This is a genomic window from Williamsia soli (genome assembly GCF_017377795.1).
Classification (GTDB): Bacteria; Actinomycetota; Actinomycetes; order Mycobacteriales; family Mycobacteriaceae; genus Williamsia; species Williamsia soli.
Genome location: NZ_JAFRDR010000005.1, coordinates 1 through 23,077 on the forward strand (window position 1 = coordinate 1; position 23,077 = coordinate 23,077).

The window sequence follows — 23,077 nt, forward strand, 5'->3', positions numbered from 1 at the left end:
AGGCCCAACGCCTGGCGATGTTCGCCGCGCACCGCGGTTGCTCATCCCCGGGATGCTCAGCTCCGGCGATGTGGGCCGAAGCCCACCACACCGTCGAATGGGCCCAGGGCGGGCTCACCGACATCACTTACCTGGCCCCGGCATGCCCGCAGCACCACAAGCTGATCGGGCCCGGCGAGCATCAGTGGCAGACCATCATGAACACTGACGGCCCCGACGCCGGCCGCTGCGCCTGGATACCACCAGCATTCCTCGACCCCGAGCAGAAGCCGCGGGTCAACCGTGCCCACCATCCCGACGAAGCCTTGATCGAGGCCCGTCAGGCCATGCTCGCACGCCGGAAAGCCCAACTCGAACAACGCAAACGAGAGATCACTGGACAACCGCCGGACCCACCCGACCCGCCAGGCGAATAGTCGTCAGTTGTTGTCGTAGAGATCGTCCAGCTCGTCGATGGTCTTTCCGGACGCGTCGGTGATGATGTCGAGTATCTTGCCGTACACCGGGCGGTCAGCACTGACGATGGACACGTGGTCTTCGCCGTCGGCAAGAACAAGATCGCCGATTCCGTTCTGGCGCTCCACCTCGTCGATGTACCGCTCCGACAGGATCGGCGGCACGAGGGTGTCGGCGGTTCCATGGATGGCGACGACCGGCATGGTCGGATCGATGTTCTGTACCGGGTCCACCGACGCGTACCGGCCGGGGACCTGCTCGGGTGTGCCGCCGAGGGCCGTCACGATCCGGTCGTTTCCGTGGTGCGCGGCGTAGACCATGTCGAGCGGACCTGCCAGGGACACCACCCGGGTGGGGCGGAACTTCGGATCGTGCCCGATCTCGCTCTTGGACAGCTTGTTGCGGGTACCGGCCCACATGGCCAGCTGTGCGCCAGCACTGTGTCCGACGACAAGCTCGTCGTCGGTGGTGAGCTGGGGGTACTGCTGGTCGAGGACCACCACGTAGTCGAGGGCATTGCCGACGTCGGTGAAGGTGTTAGGCCACCCGCCGCCGGACCCGACCCGCCTGTATTCGATGTTGTAGACAGCCATCCCGCGCTTGGCCAGGTCGATGGCGTAGGGGCGCATGGTCTGTGCGTCGAGCTGCGACTTCCACGATCCGCCGTGGATCAGCACGACGAGGGGGATGGTGTCGACGGCTTGTTCGCCTGCGGGTAGGTACAGGTCGCCCCAGTTCTGGGTCGAGTCGCTGCCCTCGGAGATGTCGTAGGAGACGCGGTGAACGGTGACATCGCCAAGGGACTGCACTGTGGACGATGTCGAACTGGGGGTGTCGCTGCTCGTGCAAGCGCACGCCGCCGCGATCACTGCGAGGAAAGCCACGGTGGTCGACACCGCTCTCAAGGTCAGCATGGTCAACAGTTAATCCTGCCCGGGGCATGACGATGGACGGTTCACCGGGATGACGTGCTCCCGGAGCGCGTAGGTATCCACATACCTTTGCCCGGACATCTCCCGGATCTCCATCATGAGCTGGTCGGTACACACGCGAATGTTGTTGCTGTGCAGAACAGATGGCGGCCCGATGGTGATACGAGCCCGGCGCCACGGGCGCACGCGTGCGGTGCCCTGCAGAGCGACGGGGATCACCGGTGCGCTGGTCGCCGCCGCAACCCTGGCGACACCGGTCCGGCCACGATGGAGGTGCCCGTCTGGCGACCGCGTGCCTTCGGGGTGGATCGCCCAGACACCGCCCGACTCCAGGATGTCCGTCGCGGCGTCCAGGGCCGCGGTCGCGGCGTTTCCACCCGCGCGATCGACGGGCACCTGACCTGCGGCAGTGAAGAACCAGCGTTGCACAGCGCCGCGCACCCCGGGCCGCGTGAAGTACTCGCTCTTGGCGAGAAAGGTCAGCCGCCGGTTGATCACCAGGCACAGCAGGAACGAGTCGATGACGGCCAGGTGATTGGCGGCGATGATGACCGGACCCGACCGCGGAACGTGCTGGAGACCGGAGACGATCGGGCGGGCGGTCAGTCGCAGCGCAGGTCCGACCAGCGCATACTTCAAGATTCGGTACCACATGGTCAGAGGGTCCCCTTGTCGACGGCATACGTAGACAATGTCTACGAATGCGATGGTAGACAATGTCTACATGACCCAGGATGTTGGAACTCGAGCGCGGCTGGTTCAGGCAGGCGTGGAGCTACTCGAGGATGGGGGATTGCCGGCTGTCGGGCTCAGGGCGATCACGCGGGCCGCGGGCGTCTCTCATGGCGCACCGAGACGCTACTTTCCTACGCATCGCGCGTTGCTGGCCGCTATCGCAGAAGCGGGCTTCGCAGATCTGCGAGCTGAACTCGAACCGGCGCTGTGTGGTCCGGGGCCGGCTGATTTGGCGGGCGCGCGCGCACGATTGCTCAAGATGGCCGGCCTCTACGTGGCTTTCGCGCGCCGTCGCCCGGACATGTTCGCGCTGATCTTTCGACACGATCTGCTCAAGGGTGCCGGGGAGAACCTCCGCGACAAGACCGGTCCGGTGGTCGATGCGCTGGCAGGGCTGATCGGTGGGCATGCACAGATGCACCGCGCGCTGAAGCTCTGGACATCCGTACACGGCGTCGCGATGCTCACCTCGACCCGAGCGCTTGACCTGTTCGATGCTGACGTAGACGCACTGGTCGCCGCAGCCGTCGATTCGGTGATTGCGCAACGTGATTCATGACCGGACGCAGCCAACCCCTACGTCGCGGCGGCGATCTTCTGTCCGAGCTGGGTGAGCACGTCGATGAACTCGTCCTGGGTGAATTCGAGTGTGCCCCGTAGCCACCGGTCGAGCAGTTCGGTCGTGCCGGCGACCATGAGGATGGTCGAGGCACGGTCCCGCGGGTTGTCCGGGTCGGTGCCGAGAACCTCGGTCATGAGCAGCGGCGTCAGCTCGTCGACGATCGATCGTCGGCGTCCCTCCAGGGTGGTGTTGCCCGACGCCGCGGTATAGAGGTAGGCCGCGCGGGGGTCCGCAGTCAGGGCTTTGACCACTGATGTCGCGACGTGTCCGATCCGCTGGTCGGTGGACAGGTCGGGCGGGAGTTGCTCCACGAGTGCGGTGCCCAGGGGCCTGAGGACGCCGTCGATGGCCTCGACGAGAATCGCGTCCCGATCGCGGAAGCTCTCGTAGAAGTACCGCTTCGACAGACCAGCCCTGGCGCTGATCGAGTCGACGGTGATCGCGGTGGCGCCCGACTCGGCAACCAGGTCGAGACAAGATTGGAGCAATTGCTCGCGGCGCTGGTCTCGACGCGTTTGCGCGGCGACACCCCGGTAGGGACGTACGACGGCGGCCATGAAGCCATATTGACACGTACACGGGACGGGACCTGCAGCTCATCCACAGGTAGGCGGTCGTCGGTCCGATCACATTAGGATCAACCGAGCACGGTGCCGACGGAAGGACATGTGGTGGACGGACTCCAGGTCGTGGTGGCAGACGACGATCTGCTGCTGCGGGAAGGCCTGGCGAGTCTGCTGAGCCAGTCGGGGCTCAACGTGATCGGACAAGCCGGCGATGGCGACGAGCTCATCACGCTGGTGCGCAAAGCTCCTCCGCAGCTGGCCATCATCGACATCCGGATGCCCCCGTCGCACAGCGCCGAAGGTCTCGACGCGGCGAAGCTGATTCGGCAAGAGTTCCCTGACGTCGCAATGCTACTGCTGTCTGCCCACGTCGAGGTCGATCACGCGCTGGAATTGCTCGACAGTGGCAAAGGCATCGGCTACCTGCTCAAGAGTCGGGTCACCGACATCGCCGACTTTGTCGACACCCTCGCTCGTGTGGCGAACGGCGCGTCGGTCATCGACCCGGCGCTTGTCCAAGAATTGATCGCCGCGAAACGGCGTGACGATCCACTGGCGGTGCTGAGTGCTCGCGAGCGCGATGTCCTGACGTTGATGGCCGAAGGACTGTCGAATTCCGGAATCGCCAAACGCCTGTGGATCACCGAGGGCACGGTCGAGAAGCACGTCCGGAGCATCTTGAACAAACTGGACCTCAGCGAGACCTCCGAAGATCACCGGCGAGTGCGCGCGGTCATCCTGTATCTCGATGCGATGAGCTGATCCCGGGAGTTCAGGCGCCGTCGCCGCCGCGCGACATGATCTGCAGAATACGATCGGCCGAGAGCTCGAACTTCGGCAGGAACCCGATCGCCGAACTCGCATCGACCATGTCCGCGAAATCTTCTTCGTCGTGTGTCGACACCAAGATCATGGTGAATCGGGGATCGTCGTCGTGAAGTGCTTCGACCACGTCGAATCCGCTTTCGCCGCCGAGGTCGATGTCCACCAGGATCAGATCGGGGTGGGTGGACCGTGCTGACTGCATCGCCGTGGCAAGAGTCGAAGCCGTCCCGACCACCGTCATCCCGGCAGACTCAAGCACACCGCGTGCTGCGAGGCAGAATGCGGTGCTGTCGTCCACGATCAGACAGCGAGCGTCGGCGGGCTTCACCCTTTCGAGGGTGTCAGAGAAGGACCGGCGAGGCATGCCCGCTAGCGGTACTTCCGCCCGATGACCGCATCCGGATTACGATCGCCGTGTGCGTGATCACGACGGTGGGACCTGGCGAGATCAACTCGTCACCAGTGTATTGCGACCCAGTACCCCACCCGTGGCGTGGGGAATCGCGGTTGGGGCTGCGCTGATCGCGGTCGAGATGCTGATCGTGTTCATGCTGGAGAAGATCGCCCCGGACAGTGCGTTCGGCGCGGTTTTCCTGTTCGGCGTGTTGGTGGTGTCGGCGGGGTGGGGCTTCGGTATCGCAATCGCCACCTCCGTCGCGAGCGCTGCTGCCTATGCGTACGTCCACGTCGCAGAGAACACCCACAGTCTGCTGCCGGCCGTCATCGTGTTCACGAGTGTCGCTCTGCTCACCAATGTGCTCGTCGGCCAATCTCGCCTGCGCGCAGCGGAATCCGATCAGCGTCGGCGGGAAGCAGACATGATGGCGGCTTTTGCGCGAACCATGTTGCGCGAGCCGATGTCCGCGGAGATGTTCAGCGCCGCGAGCGCTCGCCTGACCGAGGTATTGGACCTTCCTGCCCCCTATGCGGTCCTCGGCCCCGCGGATGCTCCGGTGACACCGGAACAACAACGGATCAACCTGCTCGACGACGGCGTTGCCGCAGGTTCGCTGCTCGTGCCGGCAGTGCTGTCGGCTTCAGACACGCGGCGGGTCCGGAGAATCGTGCCCGCTCTCGAAGCGCTGCTCGCGGCGGCGCGAGATCGGCACGAGTTGGGGGAGCAGACCGAATCCCTGGCACGCCAGCAGGCAGCTCTGCGACGGGTCGCGACTCTCGTCGCCCAGCGGGGTGAGCCCGACGTCGTATATCCGGTCGCAGCTGCAGAGCTCGCGGAAGGGCTCGGCGTCGAACATGTATCGCTCGTACGTTTCGACGGCGACGATTCCTGCCTCGTCCTCGCGGCGTGGGACGGCGATCCCGAGGGGCATCACCTCACGGTGGGCGAGCGGCTACCGCTCGGCGGATACAACGCCAGCACCCTCGTTCACGCCACGGGCCAGAGCGTCGCCGTCGACTACTCGAATGCGACCGGTCCCATCGCCGAGCGGTTACGACGACGCGGTTTCCTCTCCGGCCTCGGCGTGCCGATCAAACTCGACGACTCCACCTGGGGCGCCGTGATCGTCGGCTCCGTCGACCACCGTCCAGCCCACGACATCGAGGCGCGCGTGCTGGATTTCGCCGATCTCGTGGCCACGGCCGTGTACAACAGCGAAACACGAGGTCAGCTGACCCGATCTCGGGCGCGCGTCGTCGCGGCGGCCGACCAAGCACGACGGATGATCGAACGGGATCTGCATGACGGGGCGCAGCAACGCATCGTCTCGCTCGGCATGGAACTGCGGGCCGCGCAGATGACTGTGCCACCCGGCGAGGAAGACCTCCGCGAGCGCCTGGATCGCAGCGTCGAGACGCTGTCGCAGGTGCACACCGATCTTCAGGAACTCTCGCGGGGGATCCACCCCGCGATCCTGTCCCGCGGCGGCCTCGGTCCCGCCCTGAAGACCCTGGCCCGCCGTTCGCCGGTGCCGGTGTCGCTCACCATCTCGATTCCGACCCGACTTCCCGACACGGTCGAGGTCGCTGCGTACTACGTGGTTGCAGAGGCGCTGACGAACACGGCGAAGTACGCCCATGCCACGGAGGTCACGATTGCCGCCACCTCTGACGCCGGTGTCCTGGACCTGACCGTCAGCGACGACGGGAATGGCGGCGCCGACTCCGGACGCGGGTCGGGGCTCATCGGACTGCACGACCGAATCGACACTGTCGGTGGCACATTGACGATCACGAGCCCGGCCGGCGTCGGTACGACCTTGGTGGCCCGCATACCCGCGACGCCCTTCTGACCCCGGCTCGTCGTGGGTCGTATACCGGCTAGCAGGTATACCCACCCGCCGAAACTCCTCCCCTGGGTTGGACGCCAGCAGCGACGACGTATGCCTCCGATAGGACGAATGTTGTTCTCACACGAGCGAGCCAACAACCGCAGGAGGACACCATGCCTTACATCACCACCACCGACGGAACCGAGATCTACTACACCGAGCAGGGCGCCGGACAGCCCGTGCTGCTGAGCCACGGTTGGCCGCTCTCCTCCGACGCCTGGCAGATCGAGCTCAAACTGCTCGCCGATGCGGGCTACCGGGCTATCGCACATGATCGCCGAGGACACGGCCGGTCGTCGAAGACGTACCAGGGCAACGACATGGACACGTACGCCAAGGACCTCGCCGAACTCGTCGATTCACTCGACCTCAAGGACCTCATCCTGATCGGACACTCCACCGGTGGTGGCGAGGTGGTTCGCTATGCAGCCCGGTACGGACAAGGCCGCGTCGTCAAGGTGATCACCGCGGGCGCCGTTCCTCCGATCATGGTCAAGTCCGACACCAATCCAGAGGGCACGCCCATCGAGGTGTTCGACGGTATCCGCGAGGGTGTCCTCAACGACCGCTCGCAGTTCTACAAGGATCTGTCCGAGTCCTTCTTCGGAGCGAACCGTGAGGGTTCGAACGTGTCGCAGGGAGCCAAGGACGACTTCTGGCGCCAGGGCATGCTGGTGAACCTCGCTGCCGCCTACGACTGCGTCAAAGCGTTCTCCGAGACCGACTTCACCGAAGACCTCAAGGCACTCGACGTCCCGATCTTCATCGCCCAGGGTGACGATGATCAGATCGTGCCCATCGTCGCCGCGGCCAAGAAGTCCATCGAACTCGTGAAGAATGGTCGGCTCGAGGTCTACCCGGGAGCCCCGCACGGCATCTACGGCGACTACCAGAAGGCCCTGGACAACGACATTCTCAAGTTCATCGCCGAATAAGGCCGCCGAACAAGACATCGCGCTCGAATCTTCGAATCTTCACCCCCACCGCCCACCCGTTTTTGCACCCTCCACACGCAGTAACCGACGGTTCGTGCGAAAACGGGTGGGCGGTCGGGCACCAACCCCACGTTCATCCCATGCAACAGGAGCTTGCCATGACCACCACACCCACCATCGTTCTCATCCACGGCGCATTCGCGGACGGCGCCAGCTGGGCGCCGGTCACCCGACGCCTGCTCGACAAGGGCCACACCGTGCTCGTCCCGCCGGTACCCAACCGCAGCCTGATCGGCGATTCCGCCTACATCCGCTCGTTCGTCGAGCAGATCGAGGGACCGGTGCTCCTGGCGGGACACTCCTACGGTGGAGCGGTCATCACCGTTGCGGGGGCCGCTGACAACGTCGTCGGTCTCGTCTACGTCGCCGGCTACGCGCTGGAAGAAGGCGAGAGCCTCGGTGAACTGCAAGGGCGTTTCCCCGACTCGGACCTCGCGGCCAACCTCGTCTACTCGCCGTACCCGATCGACGGCGCAGAACCCGGCACCGACGTATCGGTGAACATCAAGACCTTCCACGAGATCTTCGCCGCTGGTATCCCGCAGGAAGAGGCGGAGGTGCTCGCGGTATCTCAGCGCCCCTTGGCCGCAGCCGCTTTCGGTGAGGCCGCACCGGTCGCCGCATGGAAGACCAAGCCAGGCTGGGGCATCGTCAGCCGCAACGACCACACCATCAACCCCGACGTCGAGCGATTCGGATACGAGCGCGCAGGCCTGCGCAAGGTCGTCGAGATCGACGCTCCGCACCTGGCGATGATCGCCAATCCGGCCGAGGTCGTCGCTGTGATCGAAGAAGCGCTGACCGAAGTGACCTCGGCTCAGGAAGCCCCGGCATCGGGCGCCCAGTCCTGACATTGCTCGACCTCGACAGCGGAACGGAAGGCTCGATGTCATGACCGGAGCACTCAGCCTGGGGCGGATCGGGAACGTCTTCTACTTCGTCGACCAGTTCGATGAAGCGGTCGACTGGTACTGCGCCCGTCTCGGACGCCAACCGGTCGAGCGGGGCGGTGCGCTGGTCGCCTTCGACATCGACGGGGTCCGGCTCACCATCCACAGATCCGACGAGTACAACTCCCCGGGGCCCACGGGTGTCTCCGCGTACTGGACGGTCTCGGACGTCGACGCGATCGTCGCCGATTGGACCGCCCACGGCGCCGTGGCACACCGGGGGCCGAAGACGGTCTTCACCGGAGAGAGGCTCTGTCAGCTGCTGGATCCGTTCGGCAACCTCTTCGCGATCCGGGAGACCCCGCCATCGGTCGGTACCGACATAGGTGCATCGTCATGACCACCGTCGACCCCGTCGTGACGGGGAACCCGGCGTGGGCGCCGCTTCGAAACCGGATCTACCGGATGCTCTTCATCGCCCAGTTGGTGTCGAACATCGGTCTGTGGATGCAAACCGTTGGGGCGCAGTGGTTCCTGGTGGAGCACCACAGCAGCGCGATCATCATCGCGCTCGTGCAGACGGCCAGCCTGCTGCCGACTCTGTTCCTTGCACTCCCGGCAGGCGGCCTCGCCGACCTGCTCGATCGACGTCGGTTGCTCATCGCGGTGAGCGTGTACACCGCACTCGCGGCGGGGCTGCTGACATTCTTGGCCTGGACCGACGTGTTGTCGCCGATGATGCTGCTGGCCATGACGTTCCTCCTCGGATGCGGGTCCGCTCTGTCGGCACCGGCTTGGCAGGCAATCCAGCCCGAACTCGTTCCGAAGGAACAGATTCCGGCTGCTTCCGCGCTGGGCAGCGTGACCGTGAACGGCGCTCGTGCGGTGGGCCCGGCGATCGGAGGAGTGCTCGTCGCGGCGGCAGGTCCGGCTGCGGTCTTCGCGATCAACGCGCTCACCTTCCTCGCGATCATCGGCGCGCTCATTTGGTGGCGGCGACCAGCAGACAACAAGGCGATCGATCGCGAACGCTTCGGGCGGTCGATGGTCACCGGTCTGCACTACATCCGGTCAGCGCCGGTTGTTCGCCGGATCATGCTCCGCTCGGCGCTGTTCGCCGTCCCGGCCTCCGCGCTGTGGGCGCTGTTGCCCCTGGCTTCGGCGCAGCATCTGCACTTCGGTGCCTCGGGTTACGGACTGGTTCTGGGACTGCTCGGCGTGGGCGCGTTGGTGGGGGTCGTGGTGTACCCGAGACTTCGAAAGAAGCTGTCGAGCAACGGTATCCTGATCGGCTCGGCAGTCGCCTATGCATCGGGGGTCGTCGCCGTGGCGCTCTTTCCGGTGTGGGCGGCGTTGCCCCTGCTACTCGTCGCCGGCGCGGCGTGGATCGGAACGCTGACCACACTCAATGCGTCTATCCAGCTGTCGCTCGCCCATTGGGTCCGGGCTCGAGGGATGTCGGTCTACCTTCTGGTGTTCATGGGCAGTCAGGCTCTGGGGTCGTTCATCTGGGGTGTGATCGCCTCGCACACCGGTTTCTCTGCTGCGCTGTTGATCTCCGCTGCCCTGTTGGTCGTCGCTGCGGCGAGTGTCAAGGTGCTCCCGCTGCGACCCGAGACCGGGACCCTGCCGCGTGGGGTGTCGACTGCGTGGCCGACGCCGATGGTGGTCTTCGGCCCCGAGCCCGACGACGGTCCCGTCATCATCTCCAACACCTACCGCGTCCGGCCCGGTGAACTCGAACAGTTCGAGGACGAGATGGTGGCGGTGGGCAGAGCCCGGCGCCGAACGGGCGCCTATTCCTGGGGTCTGTACTGCCACGGCGGGGACCCGGATGTCCGCGTCGAGCAATTCACTGTCCCGTCGTGGGGAGAGTTCGAACACCAGCATCGCGAACGGTGGACCGACTCCGACCACGACCTCATCACCGCTGCGCTCGCCCATACCACCACCGGGGCAACCGAAGACGAACAACAGTTGTTCGCACTTCGGGCGAAAGACCGTGCGGCGGCTGGTATCACTGCTCGATAGGTATCACTGCCCGATTGATATCACTGTCAGATAGGGGACGAGCTACCCCCGCCTCCCCGACATCTTGATGATCGCGATGTTGGTGCCCGAGATCAGTGCGATCCCCAGCCATTCGTGAAATCCGAGAAACTGCTGGAGCACCACCATTCCCGCGAGCGCTGCCCACACGGGATTGAAGCTGGTGAAGATCGCGAACTGCCCGGTCGGCACCCGGCGTAACGCGAGCAGGTCGACGGCATACGGCACCGCCGACGCCAGGACACCGGCGCCGATCGTGAACCACAGCACCGATCCCGTCAACTGCCCGGACGAGATGGCGAGCACGAGAACGGGGAGATAGATGAGCGTGGCACCGGTGGTCGCCAGCGCGGCACCGTCCAGACCCGGTAATCGGGTGCCGACCACGCGGTTGAGCACGATGTACGACGCCCAGCCCGCCGCCGCGATCAGTCCGAGTCCGACGCCGAGGTAGTCGGTGGATGGGTTCGGCCACACGAGGATGTAGACGCCTGCGCCTGCGAGCACCACGAAGACCAGATCGACCGGCCGCCTGGAAGCCCACATTGCGACCATCAACGGGCCGAGGAACTCCAGGGACACCGCCAAGCCCAGGCCGATGCGGTCGATCGCCAGGTACAGCGTGAGATTCATCGTCGACACGGTGACGGCGAGTAACAACACCGGCCACCACTGCGTCCAGCGGAGCGCGCGCACCTGCGGTCGAGCGATGGCGAGCAGTACGGTCGCGGCCACGACCTGACGCACCGCGACCACGGCGGCCGGCCCGATCGCCGCGAACGCGTGCGCACCGAGACCCGCACCGACCTGATTGCTGAGACCGCCCGTGAGCATCAACGCGACACCGCCCGCGGTGGCCCGCGATTCGGGGGATGCGACGGTGGCGTCCCCCTGGAGGGAGCCCGCGGTCAGGTCGGTGGTCATGTCGGTCAGTGTGGACCGCTGAGAAGCCAATCAAAAATGCCCTACGCGCATGCGTTATACGCTTGACGCATGGCACTGGAACTGCATCAGCTTCGTGCCTTCGTGGCCGTGGTCGACGAAGGCACGTTCACCGACGCGGCCATCGTGCTGCGGGTCTCGCAGGCGGCGGTGTCGCGGGCGGTCGCCGGGCTCGAGTCGGCGGTGGGCGCACGGCTTCTACACAGAGGCCCGCGGGAGGCGACGCTGACGACGGCCGGCTCGGGGGTGCTCGGGCACGCCCGGCGAGTGCTGGAGGAGGTGGCTCGACTCGAGGAGTCGTTGTCGCGGCCTGCAGGTGAGTTCAGGATCGGCTATCACTTCGCTGTGCTCGGCGCGCACACCGTTGCAGTTCAACGGGATTGGTCGGCGTTGCACCCGGGCAACCCGCTGGTGTTCGTCCAGTCCACCAGTGCGAGTGCCGGGCTGCACGAAGGTCTGGTCGAGGCGGCGGTGCTACGCCGCGTGCCGTCGGTACGCCGGATCGCCACCGAATTGATCGGCACCGAGAACCGTTTTGCCGCGATCGCTGCGTCGGACACGTTGGCTCGACGCCGACGTTTGACGTTGAAAGACCTGCAGGACAGGACCATTGCCATCGATCCGCTGGTGGGGACCACCACAGGTGACCTGTTCGCCGACAGGCCGGTGGAGGTTCGCACGACCCACAACATCGACGAATGGATGACGGCAATCGCCGCCGGACAGGCCGTCGGCTTGACGCCGGAATCCACAGTGCACCAGTACCGCAGGCCCGGCATGGTGTACCGACGCGTCGTCGATGTCGAGCCGGTGTCGGTGTGGCTCGCCTGGCAGCGCGACGCCCCGCCGGATCGCATCGCGGATCTGCTGACGATGATGCGACAGGCCTACGCGAGCTGAGCTACTGGAGGTTCCGCTTGTGCGGCTTGATCTGGTGGGGTTCGACGTCGAGGTCGCCCGCGGCGAGACCGTAAGAAATGATCCCCAGTGCAATGTTGCACGTGAAACCAACCCGACTGGCTTGCAGTGTTCCATTCGGCCGGGTGGTCGCCAGTCTGCCCAGATCCTCGCTGGTCAGGTACGCGCAGGTCTGCAACTTCACGCCGACTTGAAGTCGGCACAAGGGCCCGGGAGCGCATGGACATTGCGCTCCCGGGTGCCTCCAGACAAGGCTCGGCCTTGCTGCAGCGATATCGCTCACAGGGATGTCACTTCAGGGTGAACGTCGCATTTGCGTTCGGGTAGGCCGATTGGATGCCGGGGATGAGGACGTAATTCGTCGAGCCGGCCCCATCGATACCTGAACCGAATGTGCTGGCCCCGTCGATCTGCGAATCCACGACGCGATACGTGGCGATTGGTCCGGTGGCGCCGATCTGGTATTCGACATCGGTCTCGAGGAAGTTCTGGCTTCCTGCGACGGCTACGACGGTCTCGCTCTCTCCGGGTGCCAAGGTGTCCTTCGGGGCATTCACCCAGCCGCCCGATGAGGACTCGTTCCCGGAGAGGTATTCGGTTTGCCCGGTGTTGTTGCTGATCGTCATGGCGATCGAGGGCTCGCCGGGGTGGGTGACCGGGACGGTACCCGCGTTGGCAGCGCCTGCGACTCCGAAGCCGATTGCGGCAGTCGCTGCGATACCCAGGCAACCGGCGCCGATGCGGTTCACGGTGCGTCGTGTGGTGGTGGTCATCTCATTCTCCCTCTGTGGCAGTACTTCTCGTGATCTTCTCCGGCTTGTTGTCGGTGATGAAATAACTATGTGCCCTGGGGAGGCGAAGCGGTGTCGGGTCAACGGACCGTTGAGGGGATGAAACGGTTGTCCACCGATAGGTGGACGTCGCGCCTCAACTCGGACGGGATCCAGCGTGGGTTAGGCGATCACGCACCACGGTCAGGGCGATCACCCCGAGACCCACGAGCAGCACGAAGGCATTGGCGGACGTCAGGGCGATGGTCTCGGTGGTCGTCGCCCCATGGGTGTGACCGAGGTGGAACAAGAAGTGGGGCAGGGCGAAGACCGTGTAGGCAGCGGCCGCGGGGATGACGAACGCCGCGCGCGGTCTGATTGCTGCGAGGAGCAGCAACAGCGCGATGCCGAGGGTGGCGCCGCCGAAGTCGCGGGCGTAGTGCTCGCTGTACGGCGGCGTGAGGTCGACGGTGGGGAAGTGCTCGTAGAAGGACGCCGGAAACATCTGATTCCAGACTCCGACGACGAACTCCACCACAAAGAGGATCAACAGGCCGAGGCGGATCAGAAGGCTCATACCGGACAGACCGGCGACGAACCTCAAACGTGACGTGCTCCTACGGAACCCGGGAGTCGTCCGCGCGCGACCAGTTCGGTGATCATCACCAGCGCGCAGGAACTCACCGCGAGGATCGAGATCAACACGAACAGCTGCATGACAGCGGCATCCGCCGGCGATGCACCACCGAGGACCATTCCGACGAACGCTCCGGGAATCGTCACCAGTCCTACCGTGCGGGTTTGGTCGAGCGCGGGTACGAGTGCGGTGGCTGCGGCGCTGCGGCAGACCTCCATCCGCGAGTGATAGTCGGAGATGCCCAATGACATCGCCGCCTCGACCTCCCCGCGGCGGGCCGAGAGTTCATCGAAGGCACGTCGTCCCGCGAGGGACGTCGTGTTCATGGCGCCGCCGATCATGATGCCCGCACTCGGGATCACGGCGAGGCCGGTGGGGGGAAGTACTCCCGACGCAACCAGGACGGTGACGACGACGACCGACGCGAGGGCGACCGGAAGGAGAAGGGTCGCGGCTTCTCCCACCGTGGGGCGCCGGTTCACCACCCGGCCGGCAGAGGTCCACGCCGCGACAACAGACATGACGGCGACGAATCCGGCGGATGCCCAGAGGTGCTTGACGAGGATGCCGAGAACCAGGGCCAGCAAACCGAGTTGCACCGCCGCGCGGATCGACGCCCATGCCACTGCTCGATGGTGTCCGGTCCGTCCGACGTAGGCGATGCCGGTGGCGGCGATGGCCAGCAACACAACTGCAACAGCCAAAGCCGGACCGATGCGGATCACGGTGTCCGACAATTGCCCTCCCGACTCTGATCTCACTGATGGTGTCAGACTGCCTCGTTTAGAGGGTTGACTGACCGCCGAGCGTGCGGCGAAGAGGTCGCGCCTGTCGTCTCCGCTTTGCGGTGTGGGTACCGCGGGTCAGAGCTGTTGAGCAAAAGAACATCTCACGAGTCGGTTGATTCGGCAGCGAGCAGTGCGGTGCTCACGGCGTCTATGAGGTGGGTTTCGTCGGCGGGGTCGGTCGGCGGCCACAGGACGAGCGCGAGGAAGGTGCGCACAGCCAGCGACGACACGATGATGTTGGTGGGGTCGAGCCCGATGAGCTGAGCGGCGATCGCGCGAATTGCGGCGGAGTCGGTGGCGGCTCGAGCGCCATCGATGGCGTGCTGCGAGCGCAGGAATTGGCGGGCGATCCGATCGGTCCGGATCTGGGTCAGTGCCTCTGCGATCGCGGTACGTGCGCGGTCGGTGCCGGACATTTCGGCCACGGCTTCGGTCACTGTGGTGGTGATGCGGGTGGAGGTATGAAGAAAGACCGCCTCTATGAGTTGTTTCTTGCCGCCGGTGTGGCGGTAGATAGTTGCGCGTGAGCAATGCGCGCGGGTGGCGAGGTCGTTGATGTCGAAACGGTCGATGCCGCGCTCGGCGATCAGGGCGCCGGCGAGGTCGATCAGGCGGGCGCGGGCGGTGTCGGAGCGGTCGGAGCCGACGAGCCAATCTGGGGGCATATCTCAGTATGAGACATTCATGGCGAATGAGTAGCGTGTTGTCGCAGCTCACTGGCCTCATGTGAGACATGGAAGGCCGCCCTGGCGACGACGTCGTATCGACTTTTCGTCCAGCTCTTGCCTCTGGCGACGGTGCACCTCAACGCTGGTGCCATGAGAGATCTCGATAACCCGTACCCGTATCTCGCGCACCTGCGATCGCATGCCCCGGTGCACCGGCTCGGAGATTCCTCGTTCTTCGTCGTCAGTTCGTGGGATCTGATCGCCGAGGTGTTGGCGCGCACGAAGGACTTCTCCTCGAACCTGACCGCAACCATGATCGTCCATCCCGATGGCGGGGTCTCCGAGTGTCCGGTCGCCGAACTGGCGTCACCGTTGCACGTATTGGCCACCGCTGACGATCCCATGCACCGGGACCATCGCACGATGGTGATGCCCGCGTTGGTGGCGCGCCGCGTCCGCGCCCTGGCGCCGTTCATCGAGGCTGCCACCGGCGACCTGTGGCGAGAAGGACTGCGTGATGGACGTATTGATTGGGTGCAGGCGGTCGCGCAGCGCCTTCCGATGCTCGTGGTGACCGAGCTGGTGGGCCTTCCGGCTCAGGACGTCGACGATCTGGTGCGATGGGCGTTCGCATCCACGATGTTGCTCGACGGTGTCATCACCGCCGACGACCTTGACGTAGCGACCGCCGCGGTCGGAGAACTGGCCACCTATCTGTCCTCGGCTTATGCTGCGGCTCTTGAGAATCCGGGACCAGACATTCTGGGCGATCTCGCCCGACTCGCTGCCGCCGGAACTCTTGACCACGACACCGCAGTGATGATCCTGATCCAACTCGTGGCGGCCGGAGCCGAATCGACCATCAGCCTGCTCGGCACCAGCGTGTGGCTCCTGGGCCGCCACGGCGACATCGCCAACCGCCTACGCGGCGACCGCAGCCTGATTGCGCCGTTCGTCGAGGAAGCGCTACGGCTCGAATCACCGTTTCGCGGGCACTATCGTCATGTCGTTGACGACACAACCCTCGATGGCATCACGCTGCCCGCCGGCTCGCACCTGTACTTGGCGTGGGCCGCAGCCAACCGCGACCCGCACCGGTTCGAAGACCCCGACACCATTGTCCTCGACCCCGCGACACGCCCCTCTCACATGGCTTTCGGCAAAGGGATACACCTATGCGTCGGCGCGGCACTGGCCCGACTCGAAACCCGCACCAGCATAGAGTTTCTCCTCGACGCGACCGGTGAGTTCACCCTCGATGACCCCACGCCACAGTGGACCCGCAGCCTGCTTTCGAGACGCCTGCACACCCTGCCTCTCACCGTTCATTCTGCGGGCGTGACCTAAGCGCCGATGCAGTCGGCCACCGGACTCACACACTGAGTTCATCAACTCGAAAACTACTGCACAGAAACGGAATAGACGATGAAGAGAGCGTGCATGTCGCTCTCACAGTAGGCGGGGGAATGGCTGATACCGGTGCAGTGCCTGAGGCCGCGGCGCGCGCGTACATGTATGGATTCCCGTTGGTGTTCAATCTCGATCAGGTGAACCGATATGTCAACGAAGGGATCGGCGCCAATTCTGCGGCGCCCTTCAATTCGTTCAGTCACGCACGCACCCTGGCGGGTCCGAAAGGCACCTTGTCACCATCAACAACGACACCCTCTACTCCATGGCGCAACTCGATCTTTCCGTCGGCCCGGTGTCGCTGCATGTCCCCGATACCGCAGGCCGATATTACGTACTGCAATTCGTCGACGCCTGGACGGATAACTTCGCGTACGTCGGTCACCGGGCAACCGGAACCGCCGCCGGCGAGTGCGTCCTCGTACCCCGGGGTGGATGTCAGACCGCCTTGCTACACTGCCGCCGATAGTGCTCTGCATGGCGAAAGATGTTGAAGCACAACAAAATAGATCTTGTCGAACACTTGTGCGAACACGGATATCGCGGTAGATTTTAGTCATGAACTTCCGGGGGCTGTTCGAACACCTATCAACGATGGCGGCGGATCCGTTATTGCTCGCACCGCTCGACGACTTGGCGTTGTCAGAGGAGACGGTCTACGCACTGCGGGCGAAAAACGTCTTAGACCAACTTCTGTTCCGGTTCACCGGCGACCTCGACAAGCGTGGTGTGGCAAAGACATCCGGCGTGGACTCGACCGCTGAGCTACTGCAGTCCGCCGGAGTGCCACCCGCAGTCGCCGGCCGCTACGTCCGAGTGGGGCGCGCCCTGGGTTCCATCCCTTCAGTCGCCACCTACGCCATCGACGGGACCCTGTCCGGTGAGCACATGGACGCCATCGTCAAAGGCCTGGGTCACATTGATCGTCGGGACCCCGATCTGTCGGAATCCGATCGCGCCGACTGCGTCCGCGGATTGCTCACAGAGGCCCGCGTGTCGACACCGGCGGCAGTGAGCCGGCGAGCCCACGAGATGGCCATTGCATTGTCACCGGCCGACAAAGAGATCCCCGACGCCGAAAACGATGACCTCAATGAAGTGTCGTTCGGGACCGGCGACGACGGCCGCACCCACGGCACCCTCGACCTCGACAAAACGCTCGGCGAGAAGCTGTCTGCTGCGTTGCGTCCGTTGGCTAAGCCGGTCCCAGAACCCGATGGGTCACCTGATCCCCGCAGCACGCCGCAACGTCTGTCCGAAGCCCTCGGCAAGATCCTGGATGTGTTCTTCGCTCACCAGGACCGGCCCACCGAAGGTGGGGTGAAACCGCGGGTGACGATGACCGTCTCCGCCGAGCAACTCCTGGCCTTCCAGATGAACGGCATCCCCGGCGCGAAAGTACCCACCGCGGCCGCGACGTTCGAGTGGACCGGACCGGTGTCGTTGCCCACCGCACAGATGACGGTGTGCGATTCGGTGATCACCAAGATCCTGCTCGACAACAACGCCGTACCCCTCGAGGTGGGACGCGAATTCCGTACCGTCACACCCGCAATCCGCAAAGCGCTCACTGTGCGAGACCGCGGATGTGCCTTCCCGGGTTGCGGCTGCCCCGCCGGCTGGACGGACGCGCACCACATCAAGTTCTGGAGTCACGGCGGCGAGACGAGCCTGACCAACACAGTCCTGCTGTGCCGCCGGCACCACAACTACATCCACCACAAAGGCTGGACTGTCTTCATCGGACACGACGGACATCCCTGGTTCATCGCGCCCGGGAAGACTGAACCAATCCGATCCCACGCCAGACGGACCATGACCAACGAACCACTCGCCGCCTGAACGGCTCAAAGCGAGCACACGGATTCACGAGAAACTACACACGACGACGCAGTCCCAAGCTACTACCGCAGCACCGGATAACACCGGTGCGGCTGGAACATTGACAACTCAATAGTGTGAGCCGCCCCATCGACGGAGAGGCATCAGCGGCATGACATCTGTCATGCGGTTCTCGTGACATCGGCAGTGGGTGCGACAGTTCCGGTTGCAGCAGGGTTTCTCTCATGAACACAACCGCAATAGAACTGAGCGGACTGACCAAGACGTTCGCTTCGTCGAAGGGACCCGTCAGGGCCGTCAACGGCATCGATCTGCGCATCGGTGCGGGCGAGATCGTCGCGTTCCTGGGCCCGAACGGCGCAGGCAAGACCAGCACCATCGACATGATGCTCGGACTGTCCACGCCCGATTCAGGGACGGTCCGGGTGTTCGGCACCGACCCCGTGACGGCAGCGGGGAACGGCCGGATCGCCGCAGTGATGCAGACCGGAGGTCTGCTGCCCGACTTCACCGTCGCGGAGACCATACGCATCGTCGCCGGCACGTTCGGGGCAGCCGCCGCTGTCGACGGGGTCGTCGAGCGAGCCCGGCTGACCGACATCGCCGACCGCAAGGTCTCCAAGTGTTCCGGCGGTGAACAACAGCGGCTGAAGTTCGCGTTGGCGCTGTTGCCCGATCCCGACCTCATCGTCCTCGACGAACCGACAGCCGGGATGGACGTCGAGTCGCGGCGAGCATTTTGGGCGACGATGCGCGCCGACGCGCAGAGCGGCCGGACGGTGGTGTTCGCGACCCACTACCTCGAGGAGGCAGACGATTTCGCCGACCGCATCGTGATGGTCGCCAAAGGCCAGATCGTCGCGGATGGTTCGACGGCGAGCATCCGGGCACAGGCGAGCGGCCGTACCGTCTCGGCCGTCCTCGATCGCAACGATCTGGCGATGGTCCGTGCGGAGTTTCCGGAGTTGACCGACGTCACCGAGCGCGGTGGTCGCCACCATCTGCGTACGCCGGACTCCGATGCGCTCGCCCGCCACCTGCTCACGGCAACAGGGGCTCGCGACGTCGAGATCACCTCCCACAACCTGGAAGACGCCTTCGTCGCGCTGACCAGTGATCACCCACAGAACGCAACACCCGAGAGGACCCGCTGATGACCACCCTGACCAGCCCGGCCGCGCATTCGAGGGCAGGTGTCCTGCGCGGCTTCTCCACCACCTATGTCCGCCTCGACCTTCGGCGGGTGATGCGGAATCGGCGAGCGATGATCTTCACCCTGGCCGTGCCCACCCTGATGTACCTGATCTTCGGTGCCACCGCCGACTACGGCGGCGACAAGATCGGCAGCGCGAACACCGCCGCGTACGTGATGATCCACATGGCGATCTACGGGGCGATCCTCGCAACGACGACCACCGCCGCGTCGGTGGCCCTGGAACAGCAAGCCGGCTGGACGAGAACGCTCCGGATGACCCCGATGACACCGGCGGCCTACGTGGTGTCGAAGGTGCTCGTCGCTCTCACCGTCGCCGCGCTGCCGCTGATCCTGTTGTCGGCGGTCGGCGTCTCGACCGGTGCGAGTGCGCCCCTTGGTGACTGGGTCGCCGCGGTCGTGCTCGGGTGGCTCGGTTCGGCGCTGTTCGCCGCATTCGGGCTGGCGGTCGGCAGCGCCCTGAGGTCCGACGCCGCCACGCAGGTGCTCGGCGGAGTCCTGACGCTGCTGGCGTTCGCGGGCAACGTGTTCGTCCCACTCAAGGGCGCGATGCTGACGTTCTCCATGTTCACGCCGATGTTCGGGGTGAGCCAACTGGCGAACTATCCGGTCACCGGTGGCGTCACGGCGTACGGCGATCACATCTCGCTGCTGGTCTGCTTCGTCAACATCGCCGTGTGGGCAGCGATATTCGGATACGCGGCAATTCACTACTACCGCAAGAGCACGGCGCGACAGTAGGTAACTTCGACAGTGACCACCCGTAGCAACCACAGTTCGGAGATCTCACATGTCCCTCACCGCCCTCCTCGAAGTGAAGTTCAAGCCCGAAGCCCTCGACGAAGCTAAGGCAGTGTTCAAGCGGGTGCTGAACGAGACCAGGGCATTCGACGGATGCGAGTCGGTCGAGGTCCTCGTCGACGCCGCGGATCCGACGCGCTGGGTGATCCTCGAGCGCTGGGCGTCGGTGGAGCAGGACGCGAAGTACCGCGAGTTCCGTGCAGGCGAAGGCGCGATCACCGACCTGGGCCCACTGCTCGCCGGCGCTCCCGGCCTCACGTCGTACCACACAGACGACAGCATCTGAGCTCAGAGAATCTGATCCTGGACAACTAAAACAGAAACATGTTCTAGTTCTTGCATGTTGCACTTCGCGCACGAGGACGTCGACGACGCCGAACTCGAACGGCTTCGTGGCCTGTACGGCTCGTTCACCGATGCCGTCCGCGATCTGGTGGACGCGACCATCCGCACGGAGGTCGACGAGGACACGCTCCACGCGGTGCAGGCCGAGATCGAGGCCGCGACTGCCCGATTGCGGACGAAGCAGCTCGACGGCCCGTACGGGGTGCGGGTCACCCCGACGGGTAAGAGCATGGCGTGGGGTAATGCGGCGGTAGGACTACGCAACGCCGCAGCCCCGCCGATGGTGATCAATCACGACGGGAAGGGCAGTTCGTGGGCAGAAGTCGACCTGGGTGCCGCCTACGAGGGCCCTCCCGGTCTGGTCCACGGGGGAGTGGCTGCGCTGCTGCTCGACCACATCCTCGGAGAGACGGGCAGTTTCGGACGCCGGACCAACCTCACCGGGACGATCGAGATCAAGTTCCTGCGGGCGACCCCGCTGGGACCACTGCGGGTCGAGGCGCGGATCGATCGCGACGAGCAGTACAAGACATTTGTGGTCGGGAGCATCTCTGATGCCGAGGGTGTCACCGTTCAGGCGCGCGGGGTCTTCATCGTCCCGAAGTGGGCCCGCGACCAGGGAGACCTCTGGGGCTCGCAGCAGTAGTCGGCCCAACCCGTGGCGAGACGTGCGATGGGGCTTTGCTGCCGTCTGGCTGCTGTTCCTGATCTACCCGGTCGCGTCGGTGGTGTCGTCGGACACGCTCAGCACCACCGAGCGCGTCTTCACGCTGACCGTGCTCGGATGCTTTGCGCTCGTGTACGTCCTCGCCTGCGTCTACGTGCTGTTCCGGCGAGGACTCACTGAACCCACCCGTACCCGGAACTCGATCGCGGTCTTCATCCTGCTCATCGCTCTCGCCGGGGCCGCGATGGTGACGCTCGGCGAGAACATCTTCGCTCTGGCGCCGTACTTGATGGCGGTCTCGGCCTTCGCGTTTGCGCTGCCGATCGCGGTGGCGACCTGTGTGGTGCTTCTCGGAGCAGCGATCCTCACGCCGGAGATCGTCGACGGCTGGTCCCTCGACACGAGCATCGTGGTGATGCTGCTGGTGGTCGGCCCGACGCTGCTCGCCGTACGTGTCCTGCGGTCCCGCGAAGAGTTGCGGGAGCAATCCGCCGCCGCGTCGCGGAGACTGAACGAACAACTCGCGGTGGTCGCCGAACGGGAACGAGTTGCGCGCGACGTCCACGACATCCTCGGCCACTCCCTCACGGTGATGACGGTGAAATCGGAGCTCGCCGGCAGGCTCGTCGATGTCGACCCGACCGCAGCCAAGGCCGAATTGGCTGACCTGCACCGGATCTCACGCGAAGCGCTGGCTGAGATCCGCGCGACGGTCGGAGGGTTGCGTTCCCCGGATCTGGCCACCGAACTGCTCTCGGCTCGCACCGCCCTCGTCGCGGCTCGGATCGAGCCGTCACTGCCCGCCGACGTCGACGTGGTGAATCCGGCCCACCGGATCCTGTTCGCGTGGACCCTGCGCGAGGCCGTCACCAACGTGGTGCGCCACTCAGGCGCGACGCAGGCTCGGGTCACACTGGGGGAGAACCGGATCGAGGTCACCGACAACGGTGTCGGTCTGCAGGGCCCAGCCGACGGGAACGGTCTGCGCGGGCTGCGCGAACGCGTTCAGGGCTCCGGTGGCACCCTTCGTATCGTCGGTGACGACGGAGCCGGCACGACGATCGAGGTCAAGCTGCCATGAGCGAGATACGACTACTTCTGGCAGACGACCAGGCCCTCGTCCGCGGGGCGCTGGCGGCACTGCTGAGTCTTGAGCCCGACCTGAACGTGGTCGCGCAGGTCGGGCGGGGCGACGAGGTGCTCGAGCAGGCCCGCGCGTCCTCTGTCGATGTCTGCCTGCTCGACATCGAGATGCCGGGCGCCGACGGTATCGAGGTGGCGGCACTGCTACACACCGAACTCCCGCAGGTCAGGACCCTCATCGTCACCACATTCGGAAGGCCCGGGTACCTGCGCAGAGCCGTGGAGGCAGGCGCCTCGGGTTTTGTCGTCAAGGACACCCCCGCCGCAGAACTGGCCGACGCAGTGCGCCGCGTCCACGCGGGTCTGCGGGTCATCGATCCCACGCTGGCGACCGAAAGTCTCACCGCCGGAGGCAATCCGCTGACCCAACGCGAACGGGACGTGCTCACCATCGCTCTGGCCGGAGCGCCGGTGGCCGAGATCGCGGCGCAGGTCCACCTGTCGGCGGGAACCGTGCGGAACTACCTGTCCAGCGCCATCGGCAAGACCGGCGCGGAGACCAGGGCCCAGGCCGCCCGCATCGCGCAGCAGCGGGGCTGGCTCTGACGGCCGGGTCGTGTGGGAACACGAGCACC

At 65.1% G+C, this 23,077-nt stretch carries 27 protein-coding genes and 1 pseudogene; 18 read left to right on the forward strand and 10 right to left on the reverse strand.

The window, feature by feature from the left end; genetic code table 11:
* Positions 1 to 416 (forward strand): HNH endonuclease signature motif containing protein (locus J3S28_RS14350; RefSeq protein WP_207841436.1); only part of this gene is annotated, 416 nt, incomplete at its 5' end.
* 3 nt (positions 417 to 419) lie between these two features.
* Here J3S28_RS14350 and J3S28_RS14355 read toward each other — a convergent pair.
* Together J3S28_RS14355 and J3S28_RS14360 are read right to left on the reverse strand one after the other, a co-directional pair.
* Positions 420 to 1,370, reverse strand: a complete 951-nt coding sequence (locus tag J3S28_RS14355; RefSeq protein WP_207841437.1) for an alpha/beta hydrolase family protein — start codon at positions 1,368 to 1,370, stop codon at positions 420 to 422.
* Between the two features lie 9 nt (positions 1,371 to 1,379).
* Entirely contained in the window at positions 1,380 to 2,042 is a 663-nt protein-coding gene (locus J3S28_RS14360) for a lysophospholipid acyltransferase family protein (protein WP_207841438.1), read from the reverse strand.
* A 70-nt stretch (positions 2,043 to 2,112) separates the two neighbouring features.
* On the opposite strand from J3S28_RS14360, the gene J3S28_RS14365 reads away from it, so the two are divergent.
* Positions 2,113 to 2,682, forward strand: a complete 570-nt coding sequence (locus tag J3S28_RS14365) for a TetR/AcrR family transcriptional regulator (RefSeq protein WP_237341606.1) — start codon at positions 2,113 to 2,115, stop codon at positions 2,680 to 2,682.
* Between the two features lie 17 nt (positions 2,683 to 2,699).
* Here the strand turns inward: J3S28_RS14365 and J3S28_RS14370 are convergent, their stop codons facing one another.
* The gene (locus J3S28_RS14370; protein ID WP_207841440.1) at positions 2,700 to 3,302 is read right to left on the reverse strand and encodes a TetR/AcrR family transcriptional regulator; all 603 of its coding nucleotides are present in this window, start codon (positions 3,300 to 3,302) and stop codon (positions 2,700 to 2,702) included.
* Positions 3,303 to 3,416: 114 nt separating this feature from the next.
* Between J3S28_RS14370 and J3S28_RS14375 the strand changes: the two genes are divergently transcribed.
* Positions 3,417 to 4,073, forward strand: coding sequence for a response regulator (locus J3S28_RS14375; RefSeq protein ID WP_207841441.1), 657 nt, complete (start codon positions 3,417 to 3,419; stop codon positions 4,071 to 4,073).
* A 10-nt stretch (positions 4,074 to 4,083) separates the two neighbouring features.
* Here J3S28_RS14375 and J3S28_RS14380 read toward each other — a convergent pair whose 3' ends face one another.
* On the reverse strand, positions 4,084 to 4,464 hold the full coding sequence (locus tag J3S28_RS14380) for a response regulator (RefSeq protein WP_307797143.1): 381 nt from the start codon (positions 4,462 to 4,464) through the stop codon (positions 4,084 to 4,086).
* A 205-nt stretch (positions 4,465 to 4,669) separates the two neighbouring features.
* On the opposite strand from J3S28_RS14380, the gene J3S28_RS14385 reads away from it, so the two are divergent.
* The 5 genes from J3S28_RS14385 to J3S28_RS14405 all read left to right on the forward strand — a co-directional run bounded on the left by J3S28_RS14385 (position 4,670) and on the right by J3S28_RS14405 (position 10,340).
* A complete protein-coding gene (locus J3S28_RS14385; protein WP_443735579.1) occupies positions 4,670 to 6,385 on the forward strand; it encodes a GAF domain-containing sensor histidine kinase in 1,716 nt (571 codons plus the stop codon).
* A gap of 152 nt (positions 6,386 to 6,537) precedes the next feature.
* A complete protein-coding gene (locus J3S28_RS14390; protein ID WP_207841443.1) occupies positions 6,538 to 7,359 on the forward strand; it encodes an alpha/beta fold hydrolase in 822 nt (273 codons plus the stop codon).
* A 158-nt stretch (positions 7,360 to 7,517) separates the two neighbouring features.
* Positions 7,518 to 8,270, forward strand: a complete 753-nt coding sequence (locus tag J3S28_RS14395; protein WP_207841444.1) for an alpha/beta fold hydrolase — start codon at positions 7,518 to 7,520, stop codon at positions 8,268 to 8,270.
* Between the two features lie 40 nt (positions 8,271 to 8,310).
* Positions 8,311 to 8,709 carry a VOC family protein gene (locus J3S28_RS14400; protein ID WP_207841445.1) on the forward strand — a complete coding sequence of 133 codons (399 nt, stop codon included), beginning with the start codon at positions 8,311 to 8,313 and terminating at the stop codon, positions 8,707 to 8,709.
* On the forward strand, positions 8,706 to 10,340 hold the full coding sequence (locus J3S28_RS14405; protein ID WP_207841446.1) for an MFS transporter: 1,635 nt from the start codon (positions 8,706 to 8,708) through the stop codon (positions 10,338 to 10,340). The genes J3S28_RS14400 and J3S28_RS14405 overlap by 4 nt, the downstream gene beginning before the upstream one ends.
* Positions 10,341 to 10,382: 42 nt before the next feature.
* Here the strand turns inward: J3S28_RS14405 and J3S28_RS14410 are convergent, their stop codons facing one another.
* Positions 10,383 to 11,282, reverse strand: coding sequence for an EamA family transporter (locus J3S28_RS14410; RefSeq protein ID WP_237341607.1), 900 nt, complete (start codon positions 11,280 to 11,282; stop codon positions 10,383 to 10,385).
* Positions 11,283 to 11,351: 69 nt separating this feature from the next.
* Between J3S28_RS14410 and J3S28_RS14415 the strand changes: the two genes are divergently transcribed.
* Complete coding sequence (locus J3S28_RS14415) at positions 11,352 to 12,200, forward strand: LysR family transcriptional regulator (protein ID WP_207841447.1); 849 nt, start codon at positions 11,352 to 11,354, stop codon at positions 12,198 to 12,200.
* 1 nt (position 12,201) lies between these two features.
* Here the strand turns inward: J3S28_RS14415 and J3S28_RS14420 are convergent, their stop codons facing one another.
* The 5 genes from J3S28_RS14420 to J3S28_RS14440 all read right to left on the reverse strand — a co-directional run bounded on the left by J3S28_RS14420 (position 12,202) and on the right by J3S28_RS14440 (position 15,078).
* On the reverse strand, positions 12,202 to 12,402 hold the full coding sequence (locus J3S28_RS14420) for a PNPOx family protein (protein ID WP_207841448.1): 201 nt from the start codon (positions 12,400 to 12,402) through the stop codon (positions 12,202 to 12,204).
* A gap of 106 nt (positions 12,403 to 12,508) precedes the next feature.
* Positions 12,509 to 12,991 (reverse strand): hypothetical protein, encoded by a 483-nt coding sequence (locus tag J3S28_RS14425; protein ID WP_207841449.1) that lies wholly within the window; start codon positions 12,989 to 12,991, stop codon positions 12,509 to 12,511.
* 154 nt (positions 12,992 to 13,145) lie between these two features.
* On the reverse strand, positions 13,146 to 13,592 hold the full coding sequence (locus J3S28_RS14430) for a hypothetical protein (RefSeq protein WP_207841450.1): 447 nt from the start codon (positions 13,590 to 13,592) through the stop codon (positions 13,146 to 13,148).
* On the reverse strand, positions 13,589 to 14,362 hold the full coding sequence (locus tag J3S28_RS14435) for an ABC transporter permease (RefSeq protein WP_207841451.1): 774 nt from the start codon (positions 14,360 to 14,362) through the stop codon (positions 13,589 to 13,591). The genes J3S28_RS14430 and J3S28_RS14435 overlap by 4 nt, the downstream gene beginning before the upstream one ends.
* A gap of 152 nt (positions 14,363 to 14,514) precedes the next feature.
* The gene (locus J3S28_RS14440; RefSeq protein ID WP_207841452.1) at positions 14,515 to 15,078 is read right to left on the reverse strand and encodes a TetR/AcrR family transcriptional regulator; all 564 of its coding nucleotides are present in this window, start codon (positions 15,076 to 15,078) and stop codon (positions 14,515 to 14,517) included.
* A 153-nt stretch (positions 15,079 to 15,231) separates the two neighbouring features.
* Between J3S28_RS14440 and J3S28_RS14445 the strand changes: the two genes are divergently transcribed.
* The 9 genes and pseudogenes from J3S28_RS14445 to J3S28_RS14485 all read left to right on the forward strand — a co-directional run bounded on the left by J3S28_RS14445 (position 15,232) and on the right by J3S28_RS14485 (position 23,048).
* Positions 15,232 to 16,428 (forward strand): cytochrome P450, encoded by a 1,197-nt coding sequence (locus tag J3S28_RS14445; protein ID WP_207841453.1) that lies wholly within the window; start codon positions 15,232 to 15,234, stop codon positions 16,426 to 16,428.
* 119 nt (positions 16,429 to 16,547) lie between these two features.
* A pseudogene (locus J3S28_RS14450) lies at positions 16,548 to 16,924 on the forward strand (DUF1254 domain-containing protein); the annotation flags it as partial.
* A 125-nt stretch (positions 16,925 to 17,049) separates the two neighbouring features.
* Positions 17,050 to 18,333: an HNH endonuclease signature motif containing protein gene (locus J3S28_RS14455; protein WP_207841454.1), complete on the forward strand. Its 1,284-nt coding sequence runs from the start codon at positions 17,050 to 17,052 to the stop codon at positions 18,331 to 18,333.
* Positions 18,334 to 18,557: 224 nt separating this feature from the next.
* Positions 18,558 to 19,487: an ABC transporter ATP-binding protein gene (locus J3S28_RS14460; protein WP_207841455.1), complete on the forward strand. Its 930-nt coding sequence runs from the start codon at positions 18,558 to 18,560 to the stop codon at positions 19,485 to 19,487.
* Complete coding sequence (locus tag J3S28_RS14465) at positions 19,487 to 20,287, forward strand: ABC transporter permease (RefSeq protein WP_207841456.1); 801 nt, start codon at positions 19,487 to 19,489, stop codon at positions 20,285 to 20,287. Before J3S28_RS14460 ends, J3S28_RS14465 begins: the two co-directional genes overlap by 1 nt.
* Positions 20,288 to 20,336: 49 nt before the next feature.
* The gene (locus tag J3S28_RS14470; protein ID WP_207841457.1) at positions 20,337 to 20,633 is read left to right on the forward strand and encodes a putative quinol monooxygenase; all 297 of its coding nucleotides are present in this window, start codon (positions 20,337 to 20,339) and stop codon (positions 20,631 to 20,633) included.
* Between the two features lie 54 nt (positions 20,634 to 20,687).
* The gene (locus tag J3S28_RS14475; protein WP_207841458.1) at positions 20,688 to 21,338 is read left to right on the forward strand and encodes a PaaI family thioesterase; all 651 of its coding nucleotides are present in this window, start codon (positions 20,688 to 20,690) and stop codon (positions 21,336 to 21,338) included.
* A gap of 22 nt (positions 21,339 to 21,360) precedes the next feature.
* Positions 21,361 to 22,440, forward strand: a complete 1,080-nt coding sequence (locus tag J3S28_RS14480) for a sensor histidine kinase (protein ID WP_307797144.1) — start codon at positions 21,361 to 21,363, stop codon at positions 22,438 to 22,440.
* Positions 22,437 to 23,048, forward strand: a complete 612-nt coding sequence (locus J3S28_RS14485) for a response regulator transcription factor (protein WP_207841460.1) — start codon at positions 22,437 to 22,439, stop codon at positions 23,046 to 23,048. Before J3S28_RS14480 ends, J3S28_RS14485 begins: the two co-directional genes overlap by 4 nt.
* The last annotated feature ends 29 nt before the right edge of the window (positions 23,049 to 23,077 follow it).

What these genes read in the sequence shown, in the direction of transcription:
- J3S28_RS14425 (WP_207841449.1), bottom strand. Translation starts at nt 12,991, where the DNA reads ATGACCACCACCACACGACGCACCGTGAACCGCATCGGCGCCGGTTGC.
- J3S28_RS14355 (WP_207841437.1), bottom strand. Translation starts at nt 1,370, where the DNA reads ATGCTGACCTTGAGAGCGGTGTCGACCACCGTGGCTTTCCTCGCAGTG.
- J3S28_RS14405 (WP_207841446.1), top strand. Translation starts at nt 8,706, where the DNA reads ATGACCACCGTCGACCCCGTCGTGACGGGGAACCCGGCGTGGGCGCCG.
- J3S28_RS14445 (WP_207841453.1), top strand. Translation starts at nt 15,232, where the DNA reads ATGAGAGATCTCGATAACCCGTACCCGTATCTCGCGCACCTGCGATCG.
- J3S28_RS14460 (WP_207841455.1), top strand. Translation starts at nt 18,558, where the DNA reads ATGAACACAACCGCAATAGAACTGAGCGGACTGACCAAGACGTTCGCT.
- J3S28_RS14390 (WP_207841443.1), top strand. Translation starts at nt 6,538, where the DNA reads ATGCCTTACATCACCACCACCGACGGAACCGAGATCTACTACACCGAG.
- J3S28_RS14440 (WP_207841452.1), bottom strand. Translation starts at nt 15,078, where the DNA reads ATGCCCCCAGATTGGCTCGTCGGCTCCGACCGCTCCGACACCGCCCGC.
- J3S28_RS14475 (WP_207841458.1), top strand. Translation starts at nt 20,688, where the DNA reads ATGTTGCACTTCGCGCACGAGGACGTCGACGACGCCGAACTCGAACGG.
- J3S28_RS14400 (WP_207841445.1), top strand. Translation starts at nt 8,311, where the DNA reads ATGACCGGAGCACTCAGCCTGGGGCGGATCGGGAACGTCTTCTACTTC.
- J3S28_RS14470 (WP_207841457.1), top strand. Translation starts at nt 20,337, where the DNA reads ATGTCCCTCACCGCCCTCCTCGAAGTGAAGTTCAAGCCCGAAGCCCTC.
- J3S28_RS14415 (WP_207841447.1), top strand. Translation starts at nt 11,352, where the DNA reads ATGGCACTGGAACTGCATCAGCTTCGTGCCTTCGTGGCCGTGGTCGAC.
- J3S28_RS14365 (WP_237341606.1), top strand. Translation starts at nt 2,113, where the DNA reads ATGACCCAGGATGTTGGAACTCGAGCGCGGCTGGTTCAGGCAGGCGTG.
- J3S28_RS14455 (WP_207841454.1), top strand. Translation starts at nt 17,050, where the DNA reads ATGAACTTCCGGGGGCTGTTCGAACACCTATCAACGATGGCGGCGGAT.
- J3S28_RS14395 (WP_207841444.1), top strand. Translation starts at nt 7,518, where the DNA reads ATGACCACCACACCCACCATCGTTCTCATCCACGGCGCATTCGCGGAC.
- J3S28_RS14385 (WP_443735579.1), top strand. Translation starts at nt 4,670, where the DNA reads ATGCTGATCGTGTTCATGCTGGAGAAGATCGCCCCGGACAGTGCGTTC.
- J3S28_RS14465 (WP_207841456.1), top strand. Translation starts at nt 19,487, where the DNA reads ATGACCACCCTGACCAGCCCGGCCGCGCATTCGAGGGCAGGTGTCCTG.
- J3S28_RS14410 (WP_237341607.1), bottom strand. Translation starts at nt 11,282, where the DNA reads ATGACCACCGACCTGACCGCGGGCTCCCTCCAGGGGGACGCCACCGTC.
- J3S28_RS14370 (WP_207841440.1), bottom strand. Translation starts at nt 3,302, where the DNA reads ATGGCCGCCGTCGTACGTCCCTACCGGGGTGTCGCCGCGCAAACGCGT.
- J3S28_RS14360 (WP_207841438.1), bottom strand. Translation starts at nt 2,042, where the DNA reads ATGTGGTACCGAATCTTGAAGTATGCGCTGGTCGGACCTGCGCTGCGA.
- J3S28_RS14485 (WP_207841460.1), top strand. Translation starts at nt 22,437, where the DNA reads ATGAGCGAGATACGACTACTTCTGGCAGACGACCAGGCCCTCGTCCGC.